Source organism: Pseudomonas sp. PDM31 (genome assembly GCF_019218965.1).
Lineage (GTDB): Bacteria > Pseudomonadota > Gammaproteobacteria > Pseudomonadales > Pseudomonadaceae > Aquipseudomonas.
Genome location: NZ_JAHUWS010000016.1, coordinates 107206 through 132748 on the forward strand (window position 1 = coordinate 107206; position 25543 = coordinate 132748).

The following is a 25543-nucleotide window of genomic DNA, read 5'->3' on the forward strand; positions in this document are numbered from 1 at the left end:
TCAGGCATGTATCAGTTGCGCACAACACCCCGACTCAAGATTTTTCAGAATCGGGCAATCCGGCCGATGATCCCCCTGGCAATGCTCAACCAGGTCCTGCAAGGTATCGCGCAGTTGCCCCAGCTCGCGGATCTTGCGGTTCAGTTCATCGATATGCTGCCGGGCCAGGGCTTTCACATCGGCGCTGGCACGTTGACGGTCTTGCCAGAGGGTCAGCAGCTTGCCGACCTCTTCCAGGGAAAACCCCAAATCCCGTGAGCGCTTGATGAAGGCCAGGGTATGCAGGTCATCGTCGCCGTACAGCCGATAACCACTGTCGGTGCGATGGGCCGCCTTGAGCAGGCCGATAGACTCGTAATAACGAATCATCTTCGCAGTGAGACCGCTCTGGCGAGCCGCTTGGCCGATGTTCATCGGTTGTCCTCCAGGTCCTTGGGTTTCCAGGTTTTCAACAGTAACGCATTGCTCACCACGCTGACGCTCGACAGCGCCATGGCGGCGCCGGCCAGCACCGGGTTAAGCACACCGAATACCGCCAGCGGAATACCGATCAGGTTATACACAAATGCCCAGAACAGATTCTGGCGGATTTTTGCGTAGGTCTTGCGGCTGATCTCCAGCGCCGCCGGCACCAACCGTGGATCGCCACGCATGAGGGTAATGCCGGCGGCGTGCATGGCCACGTCGGTGCCGCCGCCCATGGCAATGCCGATATCCGCGGCAGCCAGCGCAGGAGCGTCGTTGATACCGTCGCCGACCATCGCTACCACGGCGGTTTTTTTCAGTGCAGTGACAGTCGCGGCTTTGTCCGCCGGCAGCACTTCGGCGTAGACATCGGCAATCCCCAGCGCATCGGCCACCACCTTGGCGCTGCCACGGTTATCGCCGGTCAGCAGGTGGCTGCTGATGTGGCGTGCAGCGAGTTGTTGCACCGCTGGCAGCGCGCCGGGCTTGAGGGTGTCACCGAAGGCGAACAGGCCCAATACCCGTGGCTCGGGGCTTTGCTCGATCAGCCAGGATAGGGTGCGGCCTTCGGTCTCCCAGGGAGCTGCCGAATCGGCCAATTGCCCTGCGCTCAAACCCGTTTCCTCGAGCAGGCGCCGATTGCCCAACGCCAGTCGCCGCCCCCCAAGAGTGCCGGCTATGCCGCGCCCGGTCAGGGTTTGACTGTCGCTGACATCGGCCACGTTCAAACCACGTTCGGCACACGCATCCAGCACGGCCCTCGCCAACGGATGCTCACTGCCGCGTTGCAGGGCGCCGGCCTGTTGCAACAGGAGTGCTTCGTCGCCATCGACCGCGCTCAAATGGGCAATGCGTGGCGCCCCCGAGGTCAGGGTGCCGGTCTTGTCGAACACTACCGCGCTGACCTCATGGGCACGCTCAAGGGCTTCGGCGTCCTTGATCAGAATCCCGTGCCGCGCCGCCACCCCGGTGCCGGCCATGATCGCCGTCGGCGTTGCCAGGCCCAGCGCGCAAGGGCAGGCGATCACCAGCACCGTCACGGCGTTGATCAGCGCGGTTTCCAGCGGGGCGCCGTACAGCCACCAGCCGATCAGGGTGGCCAGGGCGATCACCAGTACCGTCGGCACGAACACCTGGCTGACTTTATCCACCAGTTTCTGGATCGGTGCTTTCGCCGCCTGGGCGTCTTCCACCAGGCGGATGATGCGTGCCAACACCGTTTCCGCACCGAGGGCCTGAGTGCGCACGAGCAAGCGGCCTTCGCCGTTGATCGCGCCACCGGTGACCTTGTCACCCGGTTGTTTCGGCACCGGCAGGCTTTCGCCGCTGATCAGCGCTTCGTCGGCGTGGCTCTGGCCTTCGACCACTTCACCGTCCACAGGGAAGCGTTCGCCGGGTTTGACCAGCACCAGGTCATGCAGGCGCAGGGCGCTGATGGCGACGTCTTGCTCGCGCCCATCGATCACCTGAATGGCCCGTTCCGGGCGCAGTGCTTCGAGGGCACGGATTGCGCTGGCGGTCTGGCGCTTGGCGCGGCTTTCCAGGTATTTGCCCAGCAACACCAGGGCGATCACTACCGCTGACGCTTCGAAGTAAAGGTGCGGCATGCGCCCGGCAGCGGTGGCCCATTCGTAGAGGCTCAAGCCATATCCGGCGCTGGTGCCGATCGCGACCAGCAAATCCATGTTACCGGCACCGGCACGCACGGCTTTCCACGCGGCGAGGTAAAACCTGGCACCGAAGATGAATTGCACCGGCGTGGCCAGGGCGAATTGCGCCCAGGCCGGAAGCATCCAGTGCACGCCAAACGGCTGCAACAACATCGGCAACACCAGCGGCAAGGCGAGGCCGATAGCCATGATCAACGCCCAACGGTCGCGGTGCAGACGCCGTTGCTGATCGTCGGATTGTTGATGCCCGGCTTCCTGGACGCTGGCGCTGTAGCCTGCCCGGGTGACGGCCGCGATCAGGATTTGCGCGTCGATCTGGCCGAGCAGTTCAAGGTGCGCGCGTTCATTGGCCAGGTTGACGCTGACGCGTTTTACCCCCGGCACTTTGCTCAGTGCCCGTTCCACCCGACCGACACAGGAGGCGCAGGTCATGCCTTCGATGTTCAATTCCAGGGTCTGCTGCGGCACGCTGTAACCGGCCTTTTCCACGGCGTCCATCAAGGCCGGCAGGCTGTCGCCGGGTGCCTGGACCCGGGCCTGCTCAGTGGCGAGATTGACGCTGACCGCACTGGCGCCACTGACTTTGCTCAATGCTCGCTCGACACGTCCGGCACAACTGGCGCAGGTCATTCCGGCAATTGGTAGGTCGAAGGTGGTGGATTCGGACATCGGTCACGCTCCCTGTAGTAGATAACCACAGGATCAACCTTGCCATGCTGGCAAGGTCAAGCACCAATCAATATTCACCGCAGAACCCCTGTAGGAGCGGGCTTGCTCGCGAAGGCGTCAGATTAGTCGACATATTTGTTGAATGATCTGACGCCTTCGCGAGCAAGCCCGCTCCCACAGGAGGGATGTGTGTGTCAGTAGCCCAAATCAGCTCGCTTGAGATACATCCCTTCCTGCGTCATCGCGATCCGGTACTTGAGCACATCCCCGGCCTTGAGCGAAATCTGCTGTGAGCCCGGGGCGAGCATGCCCGGGTTGCAGCCCGGCGTTTGCCCCGGCAGCAGCTTGAGACGCAGCGACACATTGCCCGGCGGCAGGTTGAACGAAGTGCTCTGTTCCTGAAACAGACGCGCCGCCAGTTGATCCTGGATGTACACGCCGATCTCGCAGGAAGTTGCGACTTCCAGGCGCTCGCGGGAAATCACCAGCACGCCGTAATCCTCCCCGTTGGCATGGGCCGAGGGCAGGGCGGCGAAAAGGCTGAGGAAGCCAAACAGGCTGAAAGCTGACCAGCGCATGGCTGAATCTCCTGAGTTCGAGTCATTGATGGACGCAGCTTGGCCGAGCGCGACGTCGATTGCCAGCCCGGCAGATAGCTGCAGAACTTGACCTTGCCATGGTGGCAAGCCCGAGACTTTACTCAACCCTAATCAAAGGAGTCATTCCATGCAGGTTTTCAATGTTGAAGGCATGTCCTGTGGTCATTGCGTCAAGGCCATCACCCAGGCAGTGCAGGCTAAAGATCCGGCGGCCAGCGTGCGCGTCGATCTGGCTGCCAGGGAGGTGGGTGTCGAGAGTGCCTTGACGGCGCAACAGGTTATGGAGGCGATTCGCGAAGAAGGCTATGGCATCCAGCTGGTCTGATTTTTGATAGTTAGCGAGCTATCGGAATGTTCAAGGCGTCCATGGGCGGCTAGACTGTCGGGCTGCCGACTCTTGCCCCTCTGGATGCCTGATGAACTTTCGCACCATTCTGATTCTCGGCGCCTTGAGCGCTTTCGGTCCACTGGCGATCGACTTCTATCTGCCGGCGTTTCCGGCCATGGCGCTGGCGTTCGCCACGGACGAACAGCACGTTCAGCTGACGCTAGCGGCGTACTTCCTCGGCTTGTCCATCGGTCAGCTTGCCTACGGCCCGGTAGCGGATCGTTTCGGCCGACGCATTCCACTTCTGACGGGGGTCGGCCTGTTCACCGTTGCTTCTCTGGCGTGTGCTTATGCGCCGAACCTGGAGTGGCTGATCGGCGCACGTTTTGTCCAGGCGCTGGGCGGGTGTGCGGGAATGGTGATCTCCCGGGCGGTGGTCAGCGACAAATGCGATGCAGTGGGGGCGGCAAAAGTCTTTTCGCAACTGATATTGGTGATGGGGCTGGCACCGATTCTCGCGCCGATGCTCGGCGGGCTGTTGGTCAACACCACCGGTTGGCAATCGATCTTCCTCGCCCTGAGCGGGTTCAGTGCATTGGCGGGCTTGGCCGTGGCCTTCGGATTGCCGGAGAGTTTGCCGGCCCATGTGCCGCGTCAACCACTCTCGGGGGCGTTGCGCCAGTACGGTCGGCTATTGGCTGACCCGGTGTTCCTCGGCCACGCCATGACCGGAGGCATTGCCATTGCCGGGATGTTTGCCTACATCGCTGGATCACCGTTTGTCTTTATCAAGCTTTATGGCGTTCCCGCCGAGCACTTCGGCTGGCTGTTCGGCATCAACGCGGCAGGATTGATTCTGGTCTCGCAGATCAACGCGCGGTTACTGGCAAAACGTGGCCCGGCTTTTTTGCTGGCGCGTGCGGTGTGGATTTATCTGGCGGCCGGCCTGACGTTGTTCGCGGTCAGCTCGCTGCAAACCGAAAAACTGTGGCCACTGCTGATTCCGTTGTTCGTCTGTATCGCCAGTCTCGGTTGCATTCTTCCCAACGCCTCGGCCTGTGCGATGAACGGCCAGGGGGCACGCGCCGGCAGCGCTTCGGCCATGCTTGGCTGCCTGCAATTCAGCGTGGCGGCAGGTGCTGCCGCGCTGGTAGGCGTGTTGCACGACGGCAGCGCCATGCCGATGGCCATGGTCATCAGCCTGTGCGGCGTTCTGGTGGTGAGCGTCGCGATGCTCACCCGGCGTTTGCAGAATACCCGGGTATTGCAGAAGGCCCAGGCTTGAGGTGAGGCTCAGCCAGCAGCACGCTGCGGATAGAGGAGGGGAATCTGGTGGGGTGCCTGGATACGTGCTTCCAGGGTGCGGGTAAAAGCACGGGCTTCCGCTTCGCTACGGAAAGTCACGGCATGCTGGTCAAGATTGACTTGCCACTGGGATTTTGCCAGTTCTTTTATCAGGATCTTCACAGCTGATCTCCTCTTGTAAAAGACGTCATGCAAAAGGTTGCCTCACAGGAGATTCGATTGTAGTCCTCTATACGAGCGCTTTTGTGACAAGGGTCAACTGTCGGACTGACGGTGTGTAACAAAAATAATCAGAGCCTCGGGGCTCCGGGAGAGAGAGGCTCTACCTCCCGGTTTCCTGATTGTGCGCGGTATCTCCTTGCAGGGCGATTGAGCTCAGAACCCTTCCAGCACAATCTTGCCCTTGGCCTTGCCGCTTTCCAGCAGTGCATGGGCACGGCGCAGGTTGGCTGCGTTGATGGTGCCGAAGTGTTCGCCAACCGTGGTTTTCAGGGTGCCGGCGTCAATCAGTCCGGCGACGCGATTGAGCAAGTTGTGCTGCTCGATCATGTCGGCGGTTTCAAACAGCGAGCGGGTGTACATGAATTCCCAGTGCAGCGACAGGCTCTTGCGCTTGAGCTTGACCACGTCCAGCGACTTGGGATCATCGATCAGAGCCAGCTTGCCTTGAGGGGCCAAGGCTTCGACCAGTTGATCGAGGTGCTGGTCAGTCTGGGTCAGGCTGGCGACATGGGTCACCTGATCCAGGCCTGCACGCTTGAGTTCTTCACTCAATGGCTGGCTATGGTCGATCACCAGGTCGGCGCCCAGCTCTTTCACCCAGCTCTGGGTCTGCGCACGCGAAGCGCTGCCGATGACTTTCAGACCGGTGAGCTGGCTGGCCAGTTGCGTCAGGATCGAACCCACGCCACCGGCTGCACCGACGATCAGCAAACTCTGGCCTTCGTCGACGTTGCCTTCGCGCACTTGCAGGCGTTCGAACAGTAGCTCCCAGGCAGTGATTGCGGTCAGCGGCAGTGCAGCGGCTTCGGCGAAATCGAGCGTGCGGGGCATATGCCCGACAATGCGCTCATCCACCACATGCAGCTCACTGTTGGCGCCTGCCCGGGCGATGGAGCCGGCGTAGAACACCTTGTCGCCAGCCTTGAACAGCGACACTTCACTGCCAACGGCCTTGACCACGCCAGCCACGTCCCAGCCCAGCACTTTCGCCGCGCCACCTTCAGGCTGCACATTCTGACGCACCTTGGTATCCACCGGGTTGACCGAAATGGCTTTGACTTCCACCAAGAGATCGCGGGGGCCGGCAACCGGCTCGGGCAGTTCAATGTCCTGCAGGGCATTGTCGTCGCTGATTGGCAAAGACGAGTAGTAGGCAACGGCTTTCATGTAGGGCTCCAGGAACACAAATAAAGGTAAGACGGGATGGGACAGATGATTGGCTATTTCTTGCGAAGATAAAACCGGCTACAAGAGCAGTCTCTTTCAATATTTTTTTGATAATCGGAGCTTGAGATGTTGCGTTTCGATGACTTGCAGCTATTTGTCCGGGCGGCGGACCTGGGTAGCCTGTCGGCGGCCGCGCGTGGCATGGACATGTCGGCGGCGGTGGCCAGTGCGGCGCTCAAACGTATCGAACAGCAACTCGGGGCGCGCTTGCTCGCCCGCTCCACTCGCAGCCTGCGCCTGACTGCCGAGGGCGAGGGTTTTCTTGAGTACGCTCGCGCGGCCTTGAGCAATCTCGATGAAGGTCGACGCCTGTTGGCCAGCGGCCAGGATCAGGTCAGCGGGATTCTTCAGCTGTCGGCACCCTCGGACTTCGGGCGCAATCTGCTGCTGCCGTGGCTTGACGCATTTCAGCGCGAGCATCCGAAACTCAGCGTGCGCTTGCTGCTGGGTGACCGCATTGCCGACCTGTTCCGCCAGCCGGTGGACATTGCCTTGCGTTACGGCGAACCGGAGGATTCCAGCCTGGTGGCGCTGCCCATCGCCACGAACAACCGCCGCGTACTCTGCGCTTCCCCGGATTATCTGGCCAGGCATGGCGAGCCACGGCAACTGGAGCAATTGGCGCAGCACAACTGCTTGTTGTACATGCTCGGCAGCCGGGTCCACGACCACTGGAGTTTCCACGATGGCAAACGCCAGGTCGGCCTGACCGTCAACGGTGATCGCTTCAGCGATGATGCCGACGTCGTGCGGTTGTGGGCCGTGGCGGGTGCAGGGATCGCTTACAAGTCGTGGCTTGATGTCGCCGCCGATGTGCTCGCCGGTCGTTTGAAAATACTGATGCCGGAGTTGCTGTGTGAGCGCGCACCGCTGAATCTGCTGTGTGCCCATCGGGCGCAATTGAGTAAGCCGGTGAACCTTTTGCGTGAAATGCTCGCCAGCCGATGCGCCGGGTTGAGTAGTCAATTTCCGGGTTTATCGAAGATCGATCATTAGTCGCACGAAAAAAGAGAAATTTCTCTCAGAACCTATCAGCACCTGGGGTTGGCGTCGGGCGGGAGCAGACGACTAATCTGCATACACTATCGTGTGCCTCATCTACAGATCGGCGGCTTGTCATTGGGTCGCCAGACTCAAGACGTCTTCAGCGCCACGGCCGGCGGTACATCAGCGGATGTCTGCGGGCAGTAGACGGAACGATTCAACAGGGAGTGAATACATGGAACATGCACCTTGCATCAGCCAGATAGCCACATTGCTGGCTGAGCCAAAGCGCAGTGCGATGATGTGGGCCTTGATGGATGGCTCGGCTCGAGCAACCGAAGAGCTGGCATTGCTGGCGGGCCTGTCACCATCTTCGGCCAGTGCACACCTGGGACGTTTGTCCGCTGGTGGTCTGTTGAAAGTCGAAAGCCGCGGGCGCAAACGCTTTTTCCGCCTGGCGGCGCCGGAAGTGGGGGCGGCAATCGAAGCGCTGGCCAGTGCAAGCATCGCCAGCGCGCCCCGGGACATTCCGGCTGTCTTCAAACGTACCGCGCCCCTGTACAAGCCCCAGGCGAAGCCTCCGTCATTGCTGCGCGCACGTCTGTGCGACGATCACCTTGGAGGCACCCTGGCGGCGGAGCTGTACCAGCGTCTGCTGGATGCGGGCTGGATCGAGCAGTTCGATCAGCGAGTGAGTGTGACGCATAAGGGCGCGACCGGGCTGGCGGCACGGGGTGTGTTCATCCAGGCACTGGCCCATCGTAACGGCAGTATTTGCTGCGCATGTCCTGACTGGAGTGAAAGACGCCCGCACATGGGCGGCTCGCTTGGCGCGGCCTTGCTGCAATTGTTCATGCAGTCGGGCTGGCTGAGTTTGCACGGCGATTCGCGAGCCTTGCAGGTGAGCGTCGCCGGGCAGCGTGAAATCCAACGGTTTGTCAGGGAAGCCGAGCTGGAACTTGCGCTCTAGTACGCCAAAGATGCAGGGCGACTCATTGTCGCTCCTGCATCTGTACTTCGGTCACTTACGGTTTGATCAACCGCGCATCCAGGCTGTTCTGCGCCAGGCGAGTGGCCTGGTCCTGGGTCATGCCCAGATGCGTGTGCAGCGCATGGAAGTTTTCGGTGACATAGCCGCCGAAGTACGCCGGATCATCGGAGTTCACCGTGACCTTCACACCACGTTCCAGCATGTCGAGGATGTTGTGCTGCGACATGTGATCGAACACGCAAAGTTTGGTGTTCGACAGCGGGCACACGGTCAGCGGGATCTGTTCCTCGATGATGCGTTGCATCAGGCGTTCGTCTTCGATGGCGCGTACGCCATGGTCGATGCGCTGGATTTTCAGCAGGTCGAGGGCTTCCCAGATGTACTCGGGCGGGCCTTCTTCACCGGCGTGGGCGACGGTCAGAAAACCTTCATGGCGGGCGCGATCGAACACACGCTGGAATTTGCTCGGCGGGTGGCCCATTTCGGAGCTGTCCAGGCCGACGGCGACAAAGGCATCGCGGAACGGCAGCGCCTGGTCGAGGGTTTTCTCGGCCTGTTCTTCGCTCAGGTGACGCAGGAAGCTGAGGATCAAACCACTGGTGATACCCAGTTGTTGCTCGCCATCTTTGAGTGCGGCAGCGATGCCGTTGAGTACCACCTCGAACGGGATGCCACGGTCGGTGTGGGTCTGCGGGTCGAAGAACGGTTCGGTGTGAATCACGTTCTGTTCTTTGCAGCGCAGCAAATAGGCCCAGGTCAGGTCGTAGAAATCCTGGGAGGTGCGCAACACGTCAGCGCCCTGGTAGTACAGGTCGAGAAACTCTTGCAGGTTGTTGAAGGCGTAAGCCTTGCGCAGGGTTTCAACATCGCTCCACGGCAGGGAGATCTTGTTGCGCTCGGCCAAGGCGAACAGCAACTCAGGCTCCAGCGAGCCCTCCAGGTGCAGGTGCAGTTCTGCCTTGGGCAGGGCGTTCAGCCAGTCGTACATAATTCTTTTCTCATCAGGTGCAATGCCCGCCATTCTACAGATGCTCGCAGCAACATTTGGTAAAACCTGACCAGCAGGTCGATCAACCGGCTTCGAGCTCCCTTCGATAGGCGTAGGTATCGGCGAAACGCGAGAGCAGGAATTCGGCGCAGGTGGTCGGCGGATACTTGGCCGGGTGCTGTTCATCCTGGCAGCCGGGGAGGCATTCGATGCGGGTGTCCGGATGCGGCTCGGCGAAGAACGGTATCGAATAGCGATCCACACCCTGCGGGCTGATCACCCGGTGCGGCGTCGACAGGTAACGGTCGTTGCTCCAGCGCGCCATCATGTCGCCAAGGTTGACCACGAACGTGCCGTCGATCGGTGGCGCGTCGATCCATTCGCCTTTGACGTTGCGCACTTGCAGGCCGCCGGCGGCATCCTGATAAAGCAGGGTGATGCAGCCATAATCAGTGTGGGCGCCGGCGCCTTGCTGCTCTTCGGAGCTGGCGGTGTGGCGTGGCGGGTAGTGAATCATGCGCAGCACACTGACCGGCTCACTGAAGCGTGTATCGAAGAAATCCTGCTCGATCCCCAACGCCAGGGTCATTGCGCGCAACAGGGTTTGCGCGAGCGCCTGCATGTCGACGTAATGTTGCTCCATCAGCGCCTCCCAGCCGGGTAGCGACGGATGGCGATTGGGGCCGCGCAAGGGTTTTTCCAGCAGCACTTGCGGGTGGTCGGCCGGCAGGTGCAGGCCCATGTCGAAGGTTTCTTTCAGGTCGCTGGGTTTGCTCGGATCGAGTTGTTCAGTAGCTATTGCGCCGTAACCGCGATGGTGGCGGGTCTGGGTGATATCGATCTTCAGCTTCTCGGCGGCAGGCTGGTCGAAGAAGCGTTGGGCGCTGTCGAGCACGGCATCGATACGCTCGACGGAAATCGGGTGACCCTTGATATAGAAAAAGCCCCATTCGCGGCAGGCTTGGTCGATCTGGTTCGCCACGGCGGACCAGGCATTCTGATCGTCGCTATAGAGCGGGCTGATGTCGATGACGGGAAGGCTGTTCATACAAAACCCTTAAGAACGCTGAAAATCCCTGTAGGAGCGAGCGCGCTCGCGATGGTCGTTAACGATAACGCGGGGGAGTCTGGTTCCCCGCGGTGTTCTTGAGTCCATCGCGAGCATGCTCGCTCCTACAGGTACAGGTACAGGTACAGGTGGCGGTGTTTACTTGGGCATCTCGGCCTTCATGCCTTCGACGTAGTAGTTCATCGACGCCAGTTCCGCCATGGTTGCACTCACACCCGTCGGGATTTTCTCGGTGCCGGCCTGATCCTTGATCGGCCCGGTGAACGGCTGCAGCGTACCGTTCTTGATGTCGGCAATGAGCTGCTCGGCTTCGCTCTTTACTGCCGCCGGCACCAGGTCGCTGATGGGCAGTTCAACGGTGCCTTCCTTCAACCCGCCCCAGTAGTCCTGCGGTTTCCAGTCATGGTCGAGCACGCTTTGTGTCGCCTGGATGTAGTGCGGGCCCCAATCGTTGACGATGGAGGTGAGCACCGCCTTCGGCCCGAAGTGCGCCATGTCCGAAGCGTAGCCCACGGCATAAACGCCGCGACGTTCGGCTGCCTGGATCGGTGCCGGGCTGTCGGTGTGCTGGAACACCACGTCCACGCCCTGATCAATCAGGGCATTGGCGGCGTCAGCTTCCTTGCCCGGATCGAACCAGGAGTTGACCCACACCACCTTGATTTCGGTGCCGGGGTTGTACTTGTTCAAGGCCAGCTGGATGGCGTTGATGTCGCGGATCACTTCCGGGATCGGGAACGAGGCGACGTAGCCGACCTTCTTGGTCTTGGTCATCTTCGCCGCGAGGAAGCCGCCGACGTAGCGACCTTCATAGGTGCGCGCAAGGTAAGTGCCGAGGTTCTTGTCCTGTTTGTAGCCGGTGGCGTGTTCGAAGGTCACCTTGGGAAACTGTTTGGCGACTTTCAGGGTCGGGTTCATGTAGCCGAAGGAGGTCGTGAAGATCAGGTCGTATTTGTCCTTGGCCATGTTGCGGATCACCCGCTCGGCGTCGGCACCCTCGGCGACGTTCTCCACGTAGTTGGTGGTGATCTGCGCACCGAATTTATCCGCCAGTTCCTTGCGCCCCTGTTCATGCTGATACGTCCAGCCATGGTCACCGATCGGACCGATATAGACGAAGCCGACTTTCAGCGGGTCGTTGGCACTGGCGGTCAGGCCGACGCTCAGGCCGATGGCCGCGGTCACGGCGCAAAGCAGCTTCTTCAATGGACGTTTATGCATGAATGAAACTCCATGTTGTTGTTTGGATTGGCTGGGCACTTGGGCTTGCACAGGGCAATGCAAATTGCTGACCAACAGGACAACAAAACCGAAGATTCAAGGGGGGCCGGTGTTTGGAATGGCCCTATCGCCGGCAAGCCGGCTCCTGCAAAAGCCGGATCGCCGTTCACCTTGTAGGCGCTGGCTTGCCAGCGATGGCGTACTTCGGTGCGCCGATGCATCTTCCTGCCTGCCCGTGGTGCACTAAGGTGTAACGAACCATTAGCGCCATCGTGCAGTCAGTTAAGTCATCCGCCCCCCCTCGGCAAAAGGCCCGCCATGCTTACCGTGCTCAAGCAAGAAACCTTTCTGCTACTGGCGCTGATCGCTGCCGTCGTTGCCTTCGCGCTGGAGCACTGGATGCTGCACAGCGGGCAGCTCGTTGCGCTGATTAGCGGCCTGGTGCTGATCGCGTTCATCGTTGCCGCCTCCATGCGCGTCGCCCATCAAGCCGAACTGCTGGCGGAAAAAGTCGGTGACCCCTATGGCACGATGATCCTGACTCTGGCCGCAGTGCTGGTGGAGGTGGTGATCCTGGCGATCATGATGAGCAATGAAGCGTCAGCGACACTGGTGCGCGACACGATTTACTCGGCGGTGATGCTCGACATCAATGGCATCCTCGGACTCGCCGCGCTGATGGGCGGGCTCAAACACGGCGAGCAGTCCTACAACGACGATTCGGCCCGCAGCTACAGCGTGATGATCCTCACCGCCATGGGCGTGTCGATGGTGGTGCCGGAGTTCATTCCCGAAGCCAACTGGAAGATCTATTCGGCCTTTACCATCGGCGCGATGGTGGTGCTTTATGCCTTGTTCCTGCGCATGCAGGTCGGGCCGCACAGTTACTTTTTCAGCTACAGCTACCCGGAAAAACGCCGCAGGAAGGAGCCCGGCGAAGAGCCGCAGCCGATCAATATGGCGCTGAGCATTGCGACCCTGGTGTTCGGCGTGGTGGTGATTGGTGTGCTGGCCGAGGTGATGTCCAAGACTCTCGATCTGGGCCTGGAAGGTACGGGTGCGCCGCCGGTGATCACGGCGATCCTGGTGGCGGCGATCTCGGCGGCACCGGAGATTCTGACGGCACTGCGGGCGGCGCTGGCCAATCGCATGCAGTCGGTGGTCAACATCGCCATGGGCGCGTCGTTGTCGACGGTGATCCTGACGGTGCCGGTAATGGAAGCGATGGCGCTCTACACCGGCCAGCCATTCCAGATGGCCATGACCCCGGTGCAGACCGTGATGATCTTCATCACCCTGATCGTCAGCGCCATCAACCTCAACGATGGCGAAACCAACGCCATCGAAGGCATGACCCATTTTGTGCTGTTTGCGACATTTATCATGTTGTCGCTGCTGGGCCTCTAAAAATCCGCAAGCCCGCTCCCACAGGGATGGTGGTTGGTCAGACCCCGGCAATAAGCTGGCGAGCCGCCTGGCTGTGATCGGCAATCAACCCTTTCAGATCCAGCCCCTCGACCTGACCGTCGATAACCCGCCACTTGCCACCGACCATCACCCGATCCGCGCGGTCGGCGCCGCACAGCAAGAGTGCCGACACTGGATCGTGGCTGCCGGAGAAACGCAGTTCGTCGAGTTTGAACAGGGCCAGGTCAGCCTGTTTGCCCACCGCGATCTCACCGATATCGGTACGCCCCAGCAGACTGGCCGAACCTTTGGTGGCCCAACCCAGTACGCGTTCCGGGGTGATTTTCTCGGCGCCATAACGCAGGCGCTGGATGTACAGGGCCTGACGGGTTTCGAGCATCATGTTCGAGGCATCGTTGGAAGCCGAGCCGTCCACACCCAGGCCAAGCAGGGCGCCGGCATCGGTCAAATCGATGCTTGGGCAGATACCGGAAGCCAGGCGCATGTTCGAACTCGGGCAATGGCAGATACCGGTGCCGGCTGCGCCGAGACGGGCGATTTCATCCGGGTTGAAGTGAATACCATGGGCTAGCCAGGTGCGCGGGCCGAGCCAGCCGACGCTGTCCAGATAATCCACGGTACGCAGGCCGAAGCGTTGCAGGCAGAAGTCTTCTTCGTCGAGGGTTTCCGCCAGATGGGTATGCAGGCGTACATCGAGTTTGTTCGCCAGCTCGGCGCTGGCCGACATGATTTCCGGTGTCACCGAGAACGGCGAGCAGGGCGCCAGGGCGATCTGGATTTGCGCGCCGTCACCGCGTTCGTGGTATTCGGCGATCAAGCGCTGGCTGTCGGCGAGAATGACTTCGCCTTCCTGCACCGTCTGTTGCGGCGGCAGGCCACCGTCCTTCTCGCCCAGGCTCATGGAGCCGCGGGTGAGCATGGCGCGCATGCCCAGTTCGCGAACGCTTTCGACTTGCACGTCGATTGCATTTTCCAGGCCTTCAGGAAACAGGTAATGGTGATCGGCCGCCGTGGTGCAACCGGACAGCAGCAACTCGGCCAGTGCGACCTTGGTAGCGAGGGCGAGCTTTTGCGGAGTCAGGCGTGCCCAGACCGGGTACAGGGTTTTCAGCCAAGGGAACAATGGTTGGTTAACCACCGGCGCCCAGGCGCGGGTCAGGGTCTGATAGAAGTGGTGGTGGGTGTTGATCAGCCCCGGCAGGATCACATGCTCACGGGCATCGAAGACTTCAGTGCAAGGTGCTGAAGGTTGCTGGCCGGCGCTGAGCACTTCGACGATCAATCCGTCTTGCAGCACCAGACCGCCACGGGCATCGAGACCGTTGGCCGTGAAAATGGCGAGGGGGTTTTTTAACCAGGTACGGGTCGCAGGCATGTTGGCCGGCTCCTCTGAAAGTTGGGTTCAGGGTTGCCAGCTCAGTGTTGCCCTGTCTGCTGATCCAGGTTCGCCGGGGGAGGCGAGGCGCGCAGTTTCGATCAAAACGCCCCGGCGGGCAAGCCCGGCCCGACCGGGCGGCGCAATCCCCCTGTAGGAGCGAGCATGCTCCGGGCGGCGTTCCGACGATGGACCTGAGAACACCGCGGGGTGTCAGGCTCCCAGCGTTATCGTTGACGCCCATCGCGAGCACGCTCGCTCCTACAGGGGGGGGCGGTGGTGTTACCAGGGAATGGTTTCGCCTTTGTAATTGATGAAGTGATGCCCACCCTTGCCGACGTACGCATTCACCTGATCGACCAAACCACGTGTACTGGTTTGCACATCGATATCGGCACCTTCACCCCCCATGTCGGTCTTCACCCAGCCCGGGTGCAGCGACAGCACGGTGAGCCCGGTTTCGCCCAACTGCGTGACGAAGCTGCTGGTCATGGAGTTCAGCGCCGCCTTACTGGCCTTGTACAGGGCAAGATCGGGTGAGTCGGGCATGGTCACGCTGCCCAGTACCGAACTCATGAACGCCAGCACGCCGGTGTCCGGCCGGATCCGCCCGATAAAACGTTCAGCCAGATTGATCGGGGCCACCGCGTTGGTGAAAAACAGCTGACCGACGTCGGCGATTGTCGCGCCGCCATTGGGTGTCTGAACCTGCGGGCCTTTGACCCCGGCGTTGACGAACAACAGGTCAAATACATCTCCCTTGAGCTGCTGGCTCAGTTCCAGCACTGCTCGCTGATCGTCCATGTCGAGCTTCTCGATCTGTACCTTGCCCAGGTCCTTCAGGGCTTCGGCGTTCTGCGGGTTGCGCACGGTGGCGGTGACTTGCCAGCCGTCGGCCAGCAAGGTTTTCACCAGACCCAGGCCCAGCCCGCGGGAGGCGCCGATGATGAGGGCGGTTTTTGTTGTGGACATGAGTGGCCTCCTTGAATGTTGAGACTCGTGCAAGAGGCCATTATAGTCGCCGACTAATGCCCCGCCTGCCACGGCTGCCCCAACGACACCGGCGCGTACAGCCGCGTCCGCAGCGCATCCCGGGACAGCAGCACCAGCACCACGATGGTCGCGACATACGGCAGCATCGCCAGCAGGCTCGACGGGATTGCCAGCCCCAGTCCCTGCGCTACCAGATGCAGGATGCTGGCCAGCCCGAACAGGTAAGCGCCAAGCAGCAGTCGCCACACCCGCCAGCTGGCAAACACCACCAGTGCCAGGGCGATCCAGCCACGTCCGGCGCTCATGTTCTCGGCCCACATCGGTGTATAGGCCAGGGACAGATAGGCCCCGGCCAAGCCCGCCATCGCACCACCGAACAGTACCGCCAGCGTGCGCACGGTCAAAACCGGAAGCCCCATGGCGCTGGCCGCATCCGGGTTTTCGCCGACGGCCTGGATGATCAGCCCGACGCGAGTCTTCAGAATCGTCCAGGCCACCAACGCGAACAACGCGAAGGACAGATACACCAGCAAGTCCTGGGCAAACAGCATTCGCCCCAGCAACGGAATCTCGCTCAGATACGGAATCGCCAGCGGTTCGAAACCGGCCAGCGGTTTACCGACCCACGCCGCGCCGACAAAGGTCGACAGACCCACGCCAAAAATCGTCAGGGCCAATCCGCTGGCTACCTGATTGGCGTTGAACACCAACGCCACCAGGGCGAACAATGCCGACAACAGCATTCCGGCCAGCATCGCCAGCAGCACGCCGAGCCACAGGTTGCCGCTGTTGAAGGCGACGATAAAACCAATTACCGCGCCAAACAGCATCATGCCCTCCTGGCCGAGGTTGAGGACGCCACTTTTCTCGCAGATCAGTTCGCCCAACGCCACCAGCAGCAACGGCGTACCGCAACGGACCATGGCGAAGAAAATATTGCTTAGCAGATCGATATCCATCACAGCGCTCCTGCATGTACGGCGGTGGCTTGCGCGCGGCGGGTCCAGCGCAGGTTCAGACGTGGTCGGTAAAGAATCAGCACGTCACTGGCGAGCAGGAAGAACAGCATCATGCCCTGGAACAATTGCGTGATCGCCTGGGGTAGGTTCAGGGTCATTTGCGCGCTCTCGCCGCCGATGTACAGCAGCGCCATCAACAGGCTGGAAAACAAAATACCGATGGGATTGAGGCGCCCGAGAAACGCCACGGTGATGGCTGCATAGCCGTAGCCTGGCGAAACCTGCGGCACCAGTTGGCCAATGGGGCCGGTGACTTCACAGACCCCGGCCAGGCCCGCCAGGCCGCCGCTGATCAACAGCGCCAGCCAGATCAGGCGTTTCTCGCGAAAGCCGACGAAGCCGGCGGCACGTTTGTCCAGACCGAGCACTTTGATCTGGAAGCCGACAAAACTCTTCTGCAGCAGTACCCAAACCGCCACCAGGGCGAGCAGGGCGAAATACACCCCTGTGTGCACCCGACCGTCCTCCATCAACAGGGGCAAGCGGCTGGCGTCGCCGAACATGGCCGACTCGGGGAAGTTGAACCCGGCAGGGTCTTTCAGCGGGCCATGCACGCAGTACAGCAGCAGGTTCAACGCGATGTAATTGAGCATGATGCTGGTGAGGATTTCATTGGCATTGAAGCGTGTGCGCAACCAGGCCGTCAGCCCGCCCCACGCGGCACCGGCGAGGGTGCCGGTGAGCAGGATCATGACCAGCGCCCAGCGGCTTTGCAGGCCGATGATATTCACCGCCAAAGCGCTGCCGGCCAGTGCGCCGAGCAGCAGTTGGCCTTCGGCGCCGATGTTCCAGATCCGCGCCTGGTAAGCGACGGCCAGGCCCAGGGCACAGAGCAGGATCGGCAAGGCTTTGACCAGCAATTCGGAGACGCCATACAGGTCGCTGACCGGTGCGATCAGCAAGGTATGCAAGGTCTGCAGCGGATCATGCCCGAGGGCAATGAACAGCAGCGAGCCACAGGCCAGGGTCAGGACAGCCGCCAGCAACGGCGAGCACCACAGCATCAGGCGCGATTGCTGGCCACGGGGTTCAAGAGAAAGCAACATGTGACACTCCGTTAGCGCATTGCGGATGCGGATGATTGGGATGCGTCGAACTGGCCGGCCATCCAGCCACCGACATCGCTCAGGCGGGTATCGACGGTGGCCTGGAGCGCGGACAGACGCCCGCCGCACAGCGCACCGAGGCGATCACTGATCTGGAACAGTTCGTCGAGGTCTTCGGAGATCACCAGGATCGCCGCGCCGGCATCGCGCAAGGCGATCAAGGCTCGATGAATGGTGGCGGCAGCACCGACATCCACCCCCCAGGTCGGGTGCGCGGCGACCAGCAGTTTTGGTTGTTGGAGGATTTCCCGGCCAAGGATGAACTTCTGCAAGTTGCCGCCAGACAGACTGCGGGCCGGCGCTTGGCTGCCGGGCGTCTTGACGCCGAAGCGACGGATGATGTCCTCGGCAAGAGCCTCGACTCTGGCCCTGCGGATCAGCCCGCAGCTGACCAGACCTTGTTGAAAGGCCGTGAGCAGTGCGTTATCCGCCAGGCTCAATTCCGGTACCGCGCCATGGCCCAGACGGTCAGCTGGAACGAAGGCCAGCCCGAGCTTGCGGCGTGCGTCGGGACGCAAATGGGCGACCGCTTCGCCGTCGAAGCTAATGGTTGCGCCGTTGTCGCGGGGCAAGCGTTCTTCGCCGCTGAGCAAGGCCAGCAATTCGTCCTGGCCATTTCCCGCGACCCCGGCGATACCGACGATTTCGCCGCTGCGTACTTCAAGGTCGACGTCCTTGAGCGAGCAACCGAACGGGTCCGGATTGTTCCAGGACAATCCGCGAACCTGCACAAACGCGGTGGCGCCCGCGACCTTCGGATAATCGGCGATCAACGCCGCCGCTTCACCGACCATCAACTGCGCCAATTGCTGATCCGAGCATTCGGCGGGCACGCAATGCCCGGCCACCCGACCACCGCGCAACACCGTCGCACCGTGGCACAACGCGCGGACTTCACCGAGCTTGTGACTGATAAACAAAATGCTGCAGCCCTCGGCAGCGAGCCGGCGCAAGGTGACGAATAACTCGTCGGCTTCCTGCGGGGTCAGCACCGAGGTCGGCTCATCGAGAATCAGCAGGCGAATGTCCTGCATCAGGCAGCGAATGATCTCGACCCGTTGTCGTTCACCGATGGACAGGCTGTGGACAAGTCGCTCAGGTTCAACGGCCATGCCATAGCGTCGGGACACTTCACGGATCCTCGGCTCGAGTTGCGCTGGCGTACCAGCGGCGGCGCCCATGGCCAGGGCGATGTTCTGCGCCACGCTCAGGGTTTCGAACAGCGAAAAATGCTGGAACACCATGCCGATTCCCATGCCCCGGGCCTGGGCCGGGTTGCGCATGGACACCCGCTGTCCTTGCCAGATCATTTCCCCCGAGTCTGCCTGGGTGACGCCGTAGATGATTTTCATCAGGGTACTTTTGCCGGCGCCGTTTTCCCCGAGCAGAGCGTGGATCTCGCCGGGAGCGATGCTCAGGTCGATGGCATCGTTGGCCAGGCAACCGGGGTAGCGTTTGCTGATTCGGCGCAGTTGCAGGCGCGGAACCGGATCGGTTGGAACGGGATTGGGCATGACAGGCTCGGTGCGGTTGGACTTGTGCCTGTGGATAAAGCAATTTTCTGGCCACTAGGTCAGGAAATTGGTCAAGGTAGGCCAGCCACGGCCTTGGGCCCACAACTTTGCCATGGGGCGGGTCAAAGTCGGCACCACATCAGGGCAGAGCCATTAATCAGGCTCCGGATTTGCCCATTGTTTTATGATCAAAAATTGAACAAATCATTGCAGCCCATGACTGCTGTGGCGCGGGGAGGGACATGAACGGGTTATCCACAGATTGCTCCACAGTATTTGTGCGCAAGCTCAAATGTCGGGCATAAGCACTGAGTGGCTTTCTTCTAAAGGAGCTAAACCGCTCTAACTAGTTGTTTTCAAGCGGCTTTTGGTTGCCGGACAGCCAATTGGACGAAAATTGTACAAAGCCCGCAAAGCCGCATGACAGAAGGGTTACAGCGGAATGTGCTCAGGTTATCCACAGTCGGGTGCACAGTAGATGTGGGCAAATATGGAATATGTGGAAATTCGCGGCGCCCCAAAAGAACGCGCCCCTGTTGGAGCGGCCGCCGGCTGCGATCGTTTGATTTTCTAGCGCTCTAAAATGATCCGCCCCCGGCTCAAATCCGCCAGATGTGTCTGCAACCTTTTTATCTGCTGTTCGCCGACCGCTAACTGCAACTCGACACCATTGGCGGTAAACGCTTCCTCTACAACCAGCCCGTCAGCCTCTGCTACCCGAAGCTTCACCAGTGCCAACTCGGCAAATCCACAGGCGCAGCGCAGCGCCACCCGGCTGATCAGCTCGATCTTCGGCGCCGCTTGCAGGCATTTGTTGGCGCCCCCTCCATAGGCCCGCGCCAGACCGCCGGTGCCCAGTTGAATGCCGCCATACCAGCGAATCACCAGCACCGCGACCTGATCGCAATCCTGCGCGTCGATCGCCGCCAGGATCGGTCGGCCCGCCGTACCGCCAGGCTCGCCATCGTCGGTGCTGCGATACTGATCGCCGAGCTTCCACGCCCAGCAATTGTGCGAGGCATTCAAGTCGCTGTGCTGCTCGATGAACGCCTGGGCCTCGGCCGGGCTGGAGATGGGCGCCGCGAAGGTGATGAAGCGGCTTTTGCGAATCTCTTCGCGGTATTCGCAAAAACCGCTGAGGGTAAAGGGCATAGGTACTTAGATGGCAGGTGTCAGGCCGCAGCCCTTGAGAATGATGTGGATCAGGTTGTTGCCGGCGTCTTCCATGTCTTGTTTGGTCAGCCTGGAGCGCCCGGTGACGCGGCAGATCTGCGTGGCGAAGTCGGCGTAGTGCTGGGTGCTGCCCCACAACAGGAAGATCAGGTGCACCGGGTCGACCGGGTCCATTTTACCGGCATCGATCCAGGCCTGGAACACACCGGCGCGACCCTGGAACCAGGTGCGGTAGTCCTGGTTGAAATACTCGGTCAGGCATTCGCCGCCGCTGATGACTTCCATGGCGAAGATTCGCGAGGCTTGTGGCTGGCGTCGGGAAAATTCCATCTTCGCGCGGATGTAGCGGGTCAATGCCTCGGCAGGATCGTCCTCGGCCGTCAGTGTGTTGAAGGTGCTGTCCCATAATTCGATGATGTTGCTCAGCACCGCCACGTACAAACCGAGTTTGTTAGTGAAGTAGTAATGCAGGTTCGCCTTGGGCAAGCCGGCATTCTGGGCGATGGTGTTCATGCTGGTGCCTTTGAACCCGTGACGGGCGAACTCGTCTTCGGCGGCTTTGATGATGGCCTCTTCGTTTTTCTGACGAATGCGGCTGGCGGGTTTTCCGCCATGGGCTGGGACTTCAAAGGTCATGGGCACTTCCGGACAGGTAGGTGGGTGCATCCAGTGCGTTGATAACGCACCCTCTTGCAACATGCAATAAATCCGAAAACACCACAATCCCCTGTAGGAGCGAGCCCGCTCACGATGAACCTCAGAGCACCGCTGGGTGTCAGGCACCCAGCGTTATCGTTGACGCCCATCGCGAGCAGGCTCGCTCCTACAAAAGTTCAGCGCGTCGCGGCCAGGCTTTCGAGAAAACTTTCCAGCACCAGGTGCGGGCGCCGCCCCTTGCGCGTGACCGAAGCCAGGCTCAAATCATAGAAACGCACCGTGGGTTTCAGCGCCCGCAGCCGGCCCTGTTGCACCCACAGACTCGCATAATGGTCTGGCAGGTAACCGATGTAGCGCCCGGTCAGAATCAGGAATGCCATGCCTTCGCGGTCCGAGGCGCTGGCGGTGCAATTGAGGGCCTGGTAGTGGGCCTGGATCTCCGCCGGCAAACGGAACGTCGGCGCGATGGCGTCCTGGCTGTTGAGGCGTTCGTCGTCCAGTTGTTTGTCATCGACATAAAACAAGGGGTGACCAACCGCGCAATACAGCAGCGAACGCTCGCTATACAGCGGTTGATATTCCAGCCCGGAGAGGGCACTGGCCTGCGGCACCACGCCGACATGCAGGCGACCGTCGAGCACACCTTGCTCGACTTCATTGGGGGCGATCATGCGGATCTGGATCTGCACGTCCGGGCCGCGCTCCTTCAATTGTGCGAGGGCGTGGGTGATGCGCATGTGGGGCAGGGTGACCAGGTTGTCGGTCAGGCCGATGGTCAGTTCGCCCCGCAAGTGCTGGTGCAGGCCATTGACCTCGGTGCGGAAACTTTCCAGCGCGCTCAACAGTTGCAAGGCCGACTGGTAGACCTCGCGGCCTTCTTCGGTCAGGGAAAAACCGGCACGCCCACGCTGGCACAGGCGCAGGCCGAGCCGCTGCTCCAGGTCGCTCATTTGCTGGCTGATGGCCGAGCGACCGATGCCCAGCACGCTTTCTGCCGCAGAGAAGCCGCCGCATTCGACCACACTGCGAAAGATCCGCAGCAGGCGGATATCAAAGTCGCTGACTTGTGCAAGCGGATCGGGACGGCGGCTGGACATGCTTGTTACTCGATAGTTTAGTGAGGGCCTGACTGAACGTTAGAAGTGTTGCATTTCACCGACTTTATCGCCGTGGCAATTTAGCTGCAAGAACGCTTTCAACTCCACGCCGCTTATCGCCCTGCGAGGTTTCGCTCATGAACTTGCCTGAAAACGCCCCGACTTCCCTGGCCAGCCAGCTGAAGCTCGATGCTCACTGGATGCCCTACACCGCCAACCGTAACTTCCAGCGCGACCCGCGTCTGATCGTTGGTGCCGAAGGCAGCTGGCTGATCGACGATAAAGGCCGCAAGGTTTATGACTCGCTGTCCGGTCTGTGGACCTGCGGCGCCGGGCACACCCGCAAGGAAATCCAGGAAGCGGTGGCCAAACAGTTGGGCACCCTCGATTACTCGCCAGGCTTCCAGTACGGCCACCCGTTGTCGTTCCAGTTGGCGGAAAAGATTACCGACCTGACCCCGGGCAACCTGAACCACGTGTTCTTCACTGACTCAGGTTCCGAGTGTGCCGACACTGCGGTGAAGATGGTTCGTGCCTACTGGCGCCTCAAAGGCCAGTCGACCAAGACCAAGATGATCGGTCGTGCCCGTGGCTACCACGGCGTGAACATCGCCGGCACCAGCCTGGGCGGCGTCAACGGCAACCGGAAACTGTTCGGCCAGGCCATGATGGACGTCGACCACTTGCCGCATACCCTGCTGGCGAGCAATGCGTTCTCCCGTGGCATGCCGGAGCAGGGCGGTATCGCCCTGGCTGACGAACTGCTGAAGCTGATCGAGCTTCACGACGCGTCGAACATCGCCGCGGTATTCGTCGAGCCTCTGGCCGGTTCCGCCGGTGTGCTGGTTCCGCCAAAGGGCTACCTCAAGCGTCTGCGCGAAATCTGCGATCAGCACAACATCCTGTTGGTATTCGACGAAGTAATCACCGGTTTCGGCCGCACCGGCAACATGTTCGGTGCCGACACTTTTGGCGTGACCCCGGACCTGATGTGCATCGCCAAGCAGGTCACCAACGGCGCGATCCCGATGGGCGCGGTAATTGCCAGCTCCGAGATCTATCAGACCTTCATGAACCAGGCCACGCCTGAGTACGCGGTGGAGTTCCCCCACGGCTACACCTACTCGGCACACCCGGTGGCTTGCGCCGCTGGCCTGGCAGCCCTCGACCTGCTGCAAAAGGAAAACCTGGTGCAGAGCGTGGCCGAAGTCGCACCGCATTTCGAAAATGCATTGCACGGCCTCAAAGGCACCAAGAACATCATCGACATTCGTAACTATGGCTTGGCCGGTGCGATCCAGATCGCACCGCGTGATGGCGATGCCATCGTGCGTCCGTTCGAAGCGGGCATGGCGCTGTGGAAAGCCGGGTTCTACGTGCGCTTCGGCGGCGACACCCTGCAGTTCGGCCCAACGTTCAATAGCAAGCCGCAAGACCTGGATCGTCTGTTCGACGCGGTCGGCGAAGTGCTAAGCAAGATCGACTGATTCACCGACACACTGCAGGAGCCGGCTTGCTGGCGATAGCGTCCTCAAGATCGCCATCGTTTCAGACCCGGTCCTCACAAAAGCTATCTATATAGCAGGCGTTCTTTGAAAGACGCCTGTGGACAACTTTTCAGGAGCTTCCATGAGCGTTATTCCGCATTTGATCAATGGCGAACTGGTGACCGAAAACGGTCGCGCGGTTGATGTGTTCAACCCGTCCACCGGCCAGGCCATTCACAAACTGCCGCTGGCCACCCGTGAAACCATCCAGAGCGCTATCGATGCTGCAAAGGCTGCATTCCCGGCCTGGCGCAACACCCCTGCGGCCAAGCGTGCCCAGGTGATGTTCCGTTTCAAGCAATTGCTGGAGCAGAACGAAGGGCGTATCGCCCAGTTGATCAGCGAAGAACATGGCAAGACCCTTGAAGACGCCGCCGGTGAACTGAAACGCGGCATCGAGAACGTCGAGTTCGCTTGCGCGGCGCCGGAAATCCTCAAGGGCGAGTACAGCCGTAACGTCGGCCCGAACATTGATGCCTGGTCGGACTTCCAGCCACTGGGCGTGGTGGCCGGCATTACGCCGTTCAACTTCCCGGCGATGGTGCCGTTGTGGATGTACCCGCTGGCGATCGTCTGCGGCAACTGTTTCATCCTCAAACCGTCCGAGCGTGATCCGAGCTCCACTCTGCTGATCGCTCAGCTGCTGTTGGAAGCCGGTCTGCCGAAAGGCGTGATGAGCGTGGTGCATGGCGACAAGACAGCGGTGGACGCCCTGATCGAAGCACCGGAAGTCAAGGCACTGAGCTTTGTAGGCTCGACGCCGATTGCTGAATACATTTACGCCGAAGGCACCAAGCGCGGCAAGCGCGTCCAGGCGCTGGGCGGAGCGAAAAACCATGCGGTGCTGATGCCGGACGCGGATCTGGATAACGCTGTCAGCGCATTGATGGGCGCCGCCTACGGCTCCTGCGGTGAGCGTTGCATGGCGATCTCGGTAGCGGTGTGTGTCGGCGACCAGGTGGCGGATGCGCTGGTAGCCAAACTGGTACCCCAGATCAAGGCGTTGAAAATCGGTGCCGGTACCAACTGCGGCCTGGACATGGGGCCGCTGGTCACCGGTCAAGCTCGCGACAAGGTCAGCGGATATGTGGAAGACGGCGTTGCTGCCGGCGCGACGCTGGTGGTGGACGGTCGCGGCCTGAGCGTGGCCGGTCACGAGGAAGGCTTCTTCCTGGGTGGCTGCCTGTTCGATAACGTCACCCCTGAAATGCGCATCTATAAAGAAGAGATCTTCGGGCCGGTGCTGTGCGTCGTTCGGGTCAACAGCCTGGAAGAAGCCATGCAACTGATCAACGATCACGAGTATGGCAACGGCACCTGCATCTTCACCCGTGACGGTGAAGCTGCGCGCCTGTTCTGCGACGAGATCGAAGTCGGTATGGTTGGCGTCAACGTACCTTTGCCGGTGCCAGTGGCTTATCACAGCTTCGGTGGCTGGAAGCGCTCGCTGTTTGGCGATCTGCATGCCTACGGTCCGGACGGCGTACGTTTCTACACCCGTCGCAAGGCCATCACCCAGCGTTGGCCGCAGCGTGCGAGCCATGAGGCGTCGCAGTTCGCATTCCCTAGCTTGTAAGTAGAAGGGAAGAAGGCCGGCCCTCCTTATATGAAGGGGGCCGGCCTTCGTGTTTCTGGGGTTTTTTGACTTATATGACAGTTTTATGAAAATAGCGGTTGACGGCAGATTCTGGAAGCCTATAATTCGCCCCACTTCCGGCGCAGTCGAAGCGGAAAACTCCTTGGTAAACAATGAGTTACGCAGTTTTCGACAGCAAGTTGCTTCAGTTCATCGAAGCCGAAAGGGAGTTGAAAAAGAGGTGTTGACAGCAGCGTGTAACGCTGTAGAATTCGCCTCCCGCTGACGAGAGATCGAAAGCGCAAGTGGTTGAAGTTGTT

At 60.7% G+C, this 25543-nt stretch carries 23 protein-coding genes; 7 read left to right on the top strand and 16 right to left on the bottom strand.

The genetic code is table 11. From position 1 onward, the window contains the following. From cueR to KW839_RS25400, 3 genes are all read right to left on the bottom strand, one after another. Positions 1-414: a Cu(I)-responsive transcriptional regulator gene (gene cueR / locus KW839_RS25390; protein ID WP_060540526.1), complete on the bottom strand. Its 414-nt coding sequence runs from the start codon at positions 412-414 to the stop codon at positions 1-3. Continuing rightward, positions 411-2804, bottom strand: coding sequence for a heavy metal translocating P-type ATPase (locus KW839_RS25395; RefSeq protein WP_218425804.1), 2394 nt, complete (start codon positions 2802-2804; stop codon positions 411-413). Before KW839_RS25395 ends, cueR begins: the two co-directional genes overlap by 4 nt. 194 nt (positions 2805-2998) lie before the next feature. Next, positions 2999-3382 (bottom strand): hypothetical protein, encoded by a 384-nt coding sequence (locus KW839_RS25400; RefSeq protein ID WP_060540528.1) that lies wholly within the window; start codon positions 3380-3382, stop codon positions 2999-3001. 148 nt (positions 3383-3530) lie between these two features. Here KW839_RS25400 and KW839_RS25405 point away from each other — a divergent pair, with 148 nt between their 5' ends. After that, entirely contained in the window at positions 3531-3728 is a 198-nt protein-coding gene (locus KW839_RS25405; RefSeq protein WP_060540529.1) for a heavy-metal-associated domain-containing protein, read from the top strand. A 91-nt stretch (positions 3729-3819) separates the two neighbouring features. Continuing rightward, on the top strand, positions 3820-5016 hold the full coding sequence (locus KW839_RS25410; RefSeq protein WP_218425805.1) for a multidrug effflux MFS transporter: 1197 nt from the start codon (positions 3820-3822) through the stop codon (positions 5014-5016). An 8-nt stretch (positions 5017-5024) separates the two neighbouring features. On the opposite strand, the gene KW839_RS25415 is transcribed toward KW839_RS25410, so the two are convergent. Continuing rightward, complete coding sequence (locus KW839_RS25415; protein WP_177336950.1) at positions 5025-5198, bottom strand: hypothetical protein; 174 nt, start codon at positions 5196-5198, stop codon at positions 5025-5027. Between the two features lie 213 nt (positions 5199-5411). After that, positions 5412-6425: a zinc-binding alcohol dehydrogenase family protein gene (locus KW839_RS25420; protein WP_060540531.1), complete on the bottom strand. Its 1014-nt coding sequence runs from the start codon at positions 6423-6425 to the stop codon at positions 5412-5414. A gap of 126 nt (positions 6426-6551) precedes the next feature. Between KW839_RS25420 and KW839_RS25425 the strand changes: the two genes are divergently transcribed. Next, positions 6552-7481 (top strand): LysR family transcriptional regulator, encoded by a 930-nt coding sequence (locus KW839_RS25425; protein ID WP_218425806.1) that lies wholly within the window; start codon positions 6552-6554, stop codon positions 7479-7481. Between the two features lie 223 nt (positions 7482-7704). Continuing rightward, positions 7705-8439 (top strand): helix-turn-helix transcriptional regulator, encoded by a 735-nt coding sequence (locus KW839_RS25430; RefSeq protein WP_218425807.1) that lies wholly within the window; start codon positions 7705-7707, stop codon positions 8437-8439. Between the two features lie 55 nt (positions 8440-8494). On the opposite strand, the gene KW839_RS25435 is transcribed toward KW839_RS25430, so the two are convergent. The 3 genes from KW839_RS25435 to KW839_RS25445 form a co-directional block, all read right to left on the bottom strand. Continuing rightward, the gene (locus KW839_RS25435; RefSeq protein WP_218425808.1) at positions 8495-9448 is read right to left on the bottom strand and encodes an adenosine deaminase; all 954 of its coding nucleotides are present in this window, start codon (positions 9446-9448) and stop codon (positions 8495-8497) included. 82 nt (positions 9449-9530) lie between these two features. After that, a complete protein-coding gene (locus KW839_RS25440; RefSeq protein WP_060540535.1) occupies positions 9531-10496 on the bottom strand; it encodes an isopenicillin N synthase family oxygenase in 966 nt (321 codons plus the stop codon). Between the two features lie 159 nt (positions 10497-10655). Next, positions 10656-11738: a BMP family ABC transporter substrate-binding protein gene (locus KW839_RS25445; protein ID WP_218425809.1), complete on the bottom strand. Its 1083-nt coding sequence runs from the start codon at positions 11736-11738 to the stop codon at positions 10656-10658. 318 nt (positions 11739-12056) lie between these two features. On the opposite strand from KW839_RS25445, the gene KW839_RS25450 reads away from it, so the two are divergent. Next, positions 12057-13145, top strand: coding sequence for a calcium:proton antiporter (locus KW839_RS25450; protein WP_060540537.1), 1089 nt, complete (start codon positions 12057-12059; stop codon positions 13143-13145). Between the two features lie 37 nt (positions 13146-13182). On the opposite strand, the gene KW839_RS25455 is transcribed toward KW839_RS25450, so the two are convergent. The 8 genes from KW839_RS25455 to KW839_RS25490 form a co-directional block, all read right to left on the bottom strand. Continuing rightward, entirely contained in the window at positions 13183-14541 is a 1359-nt protein-coding gene (locus KW839_RS25455; protein ID WP_060540538.1) for an 8-oxoguanine deaminase, read from the bottom strand. A 282-nt stretch (positions 14542-14823) separates the two neighbouring features. Continuing rightward, the gene (locus KW839_RS25460; protein ID WP_218425810.1) at positions 14824-15513 is read right to left on the bottom strand and encodes an SDR family oxidoreductase; all 690 of its coding nucleotides are present in this window, start codon (positions 15511-15513) and stop codon (positions 14824-14826) included. 53 nt (positions 15514-15566) lie between these two features. Continuing rightward, complete coding sequence (locus KW839_RS25465) at positions 15567-16493, bottom strand: ABC transporter permease (RefSeq protein ID WP_218425811.1); 927 nt, start codon at positions 16491-16493, stop codon at positions 15567-15569. Continuing rightward, on the bottom strand, positions 16493-17599 hold the full coding sequence (locus tag KW839_RS25470; protein ID WP_218425812.1) for an ABC transporter permease: 1107 nt from the start codon (positions 17597-17599) through the stop codon (positions 16493-16495). The genes KW839_RS25465 and KW839_RS25470 overlap by 1 nt, the downstream gene beginning before the upstream one ends. Positions 17600-17610: 11 nt before the next feature. After that, positions 17611-19173: an ABC transporter ATP-binding protein gene (locus KW839_RS25475; protein WP_218425813.1), complete on the bottom strand. Its 1563-nt coding sequence runs from the start codon at positions 19171-19173 to the stop codon at positions 17611-17613. Positions 19174-19743: 570 nt separating this feature from the next. Then, entirely contained in the window at positions 19744-20325 is a 582-nt protein-coding gene (locus KW839_RS25480) for a YigZ family protein (protein WP_218425814.1), read from the bottom strand. 6 nt (positions 20326-20331) lie between these two features. Beyond that, positions 20332-20982, bottom strand: a complete 651-nt coding sequence (locus KW839_RS25485) for a TetR/AcrR family transcriptional regulator (protein ID WP_060540544.1) — start codon at positions 20980-20982, stop codon at positions 20332-20334. Between the two features lie 197 nt (positions 20983-21179). Next, positions 21180-22100 (bottom strand): LysR family transcriptional regulator, encoded by a 921-nt coding sequence (locus KW839_RS25490; RefSeq protein ID WP_033059482.1) that lies wholly within the window; start codon positions 22098-22100, stop codon positions 21180-21182. A gap of 137 nt (positions 22101-22237) precedes the next feature. Between KW839_RS25490 and KW839_RS25495 the strand changes: the two genes are divergently transcribed. After that, entirely contained in the window at positions 22238-23587 is a 1350-nt protein-coding gene (locus KW839_RS25495; protein WP_060540545.1) for an aspartate aminotransferase family protein, read from the top strand. A 142-nt stretch (positions 23588-23729) separates the two neighbouring features. Beyond that, complete coding sequence (locus KW839_RS25500) at positions 23730-25223, top strand: CoA-acylating methylmalonate-semialdehyde dehydrogenase (protein ID WP_218425815.1); 1494 nt, start codon at positions 23730-23732, stop codon at positions 25221-25223. Positions 25224-25543 lie beyond the last annotated feature (320 nt).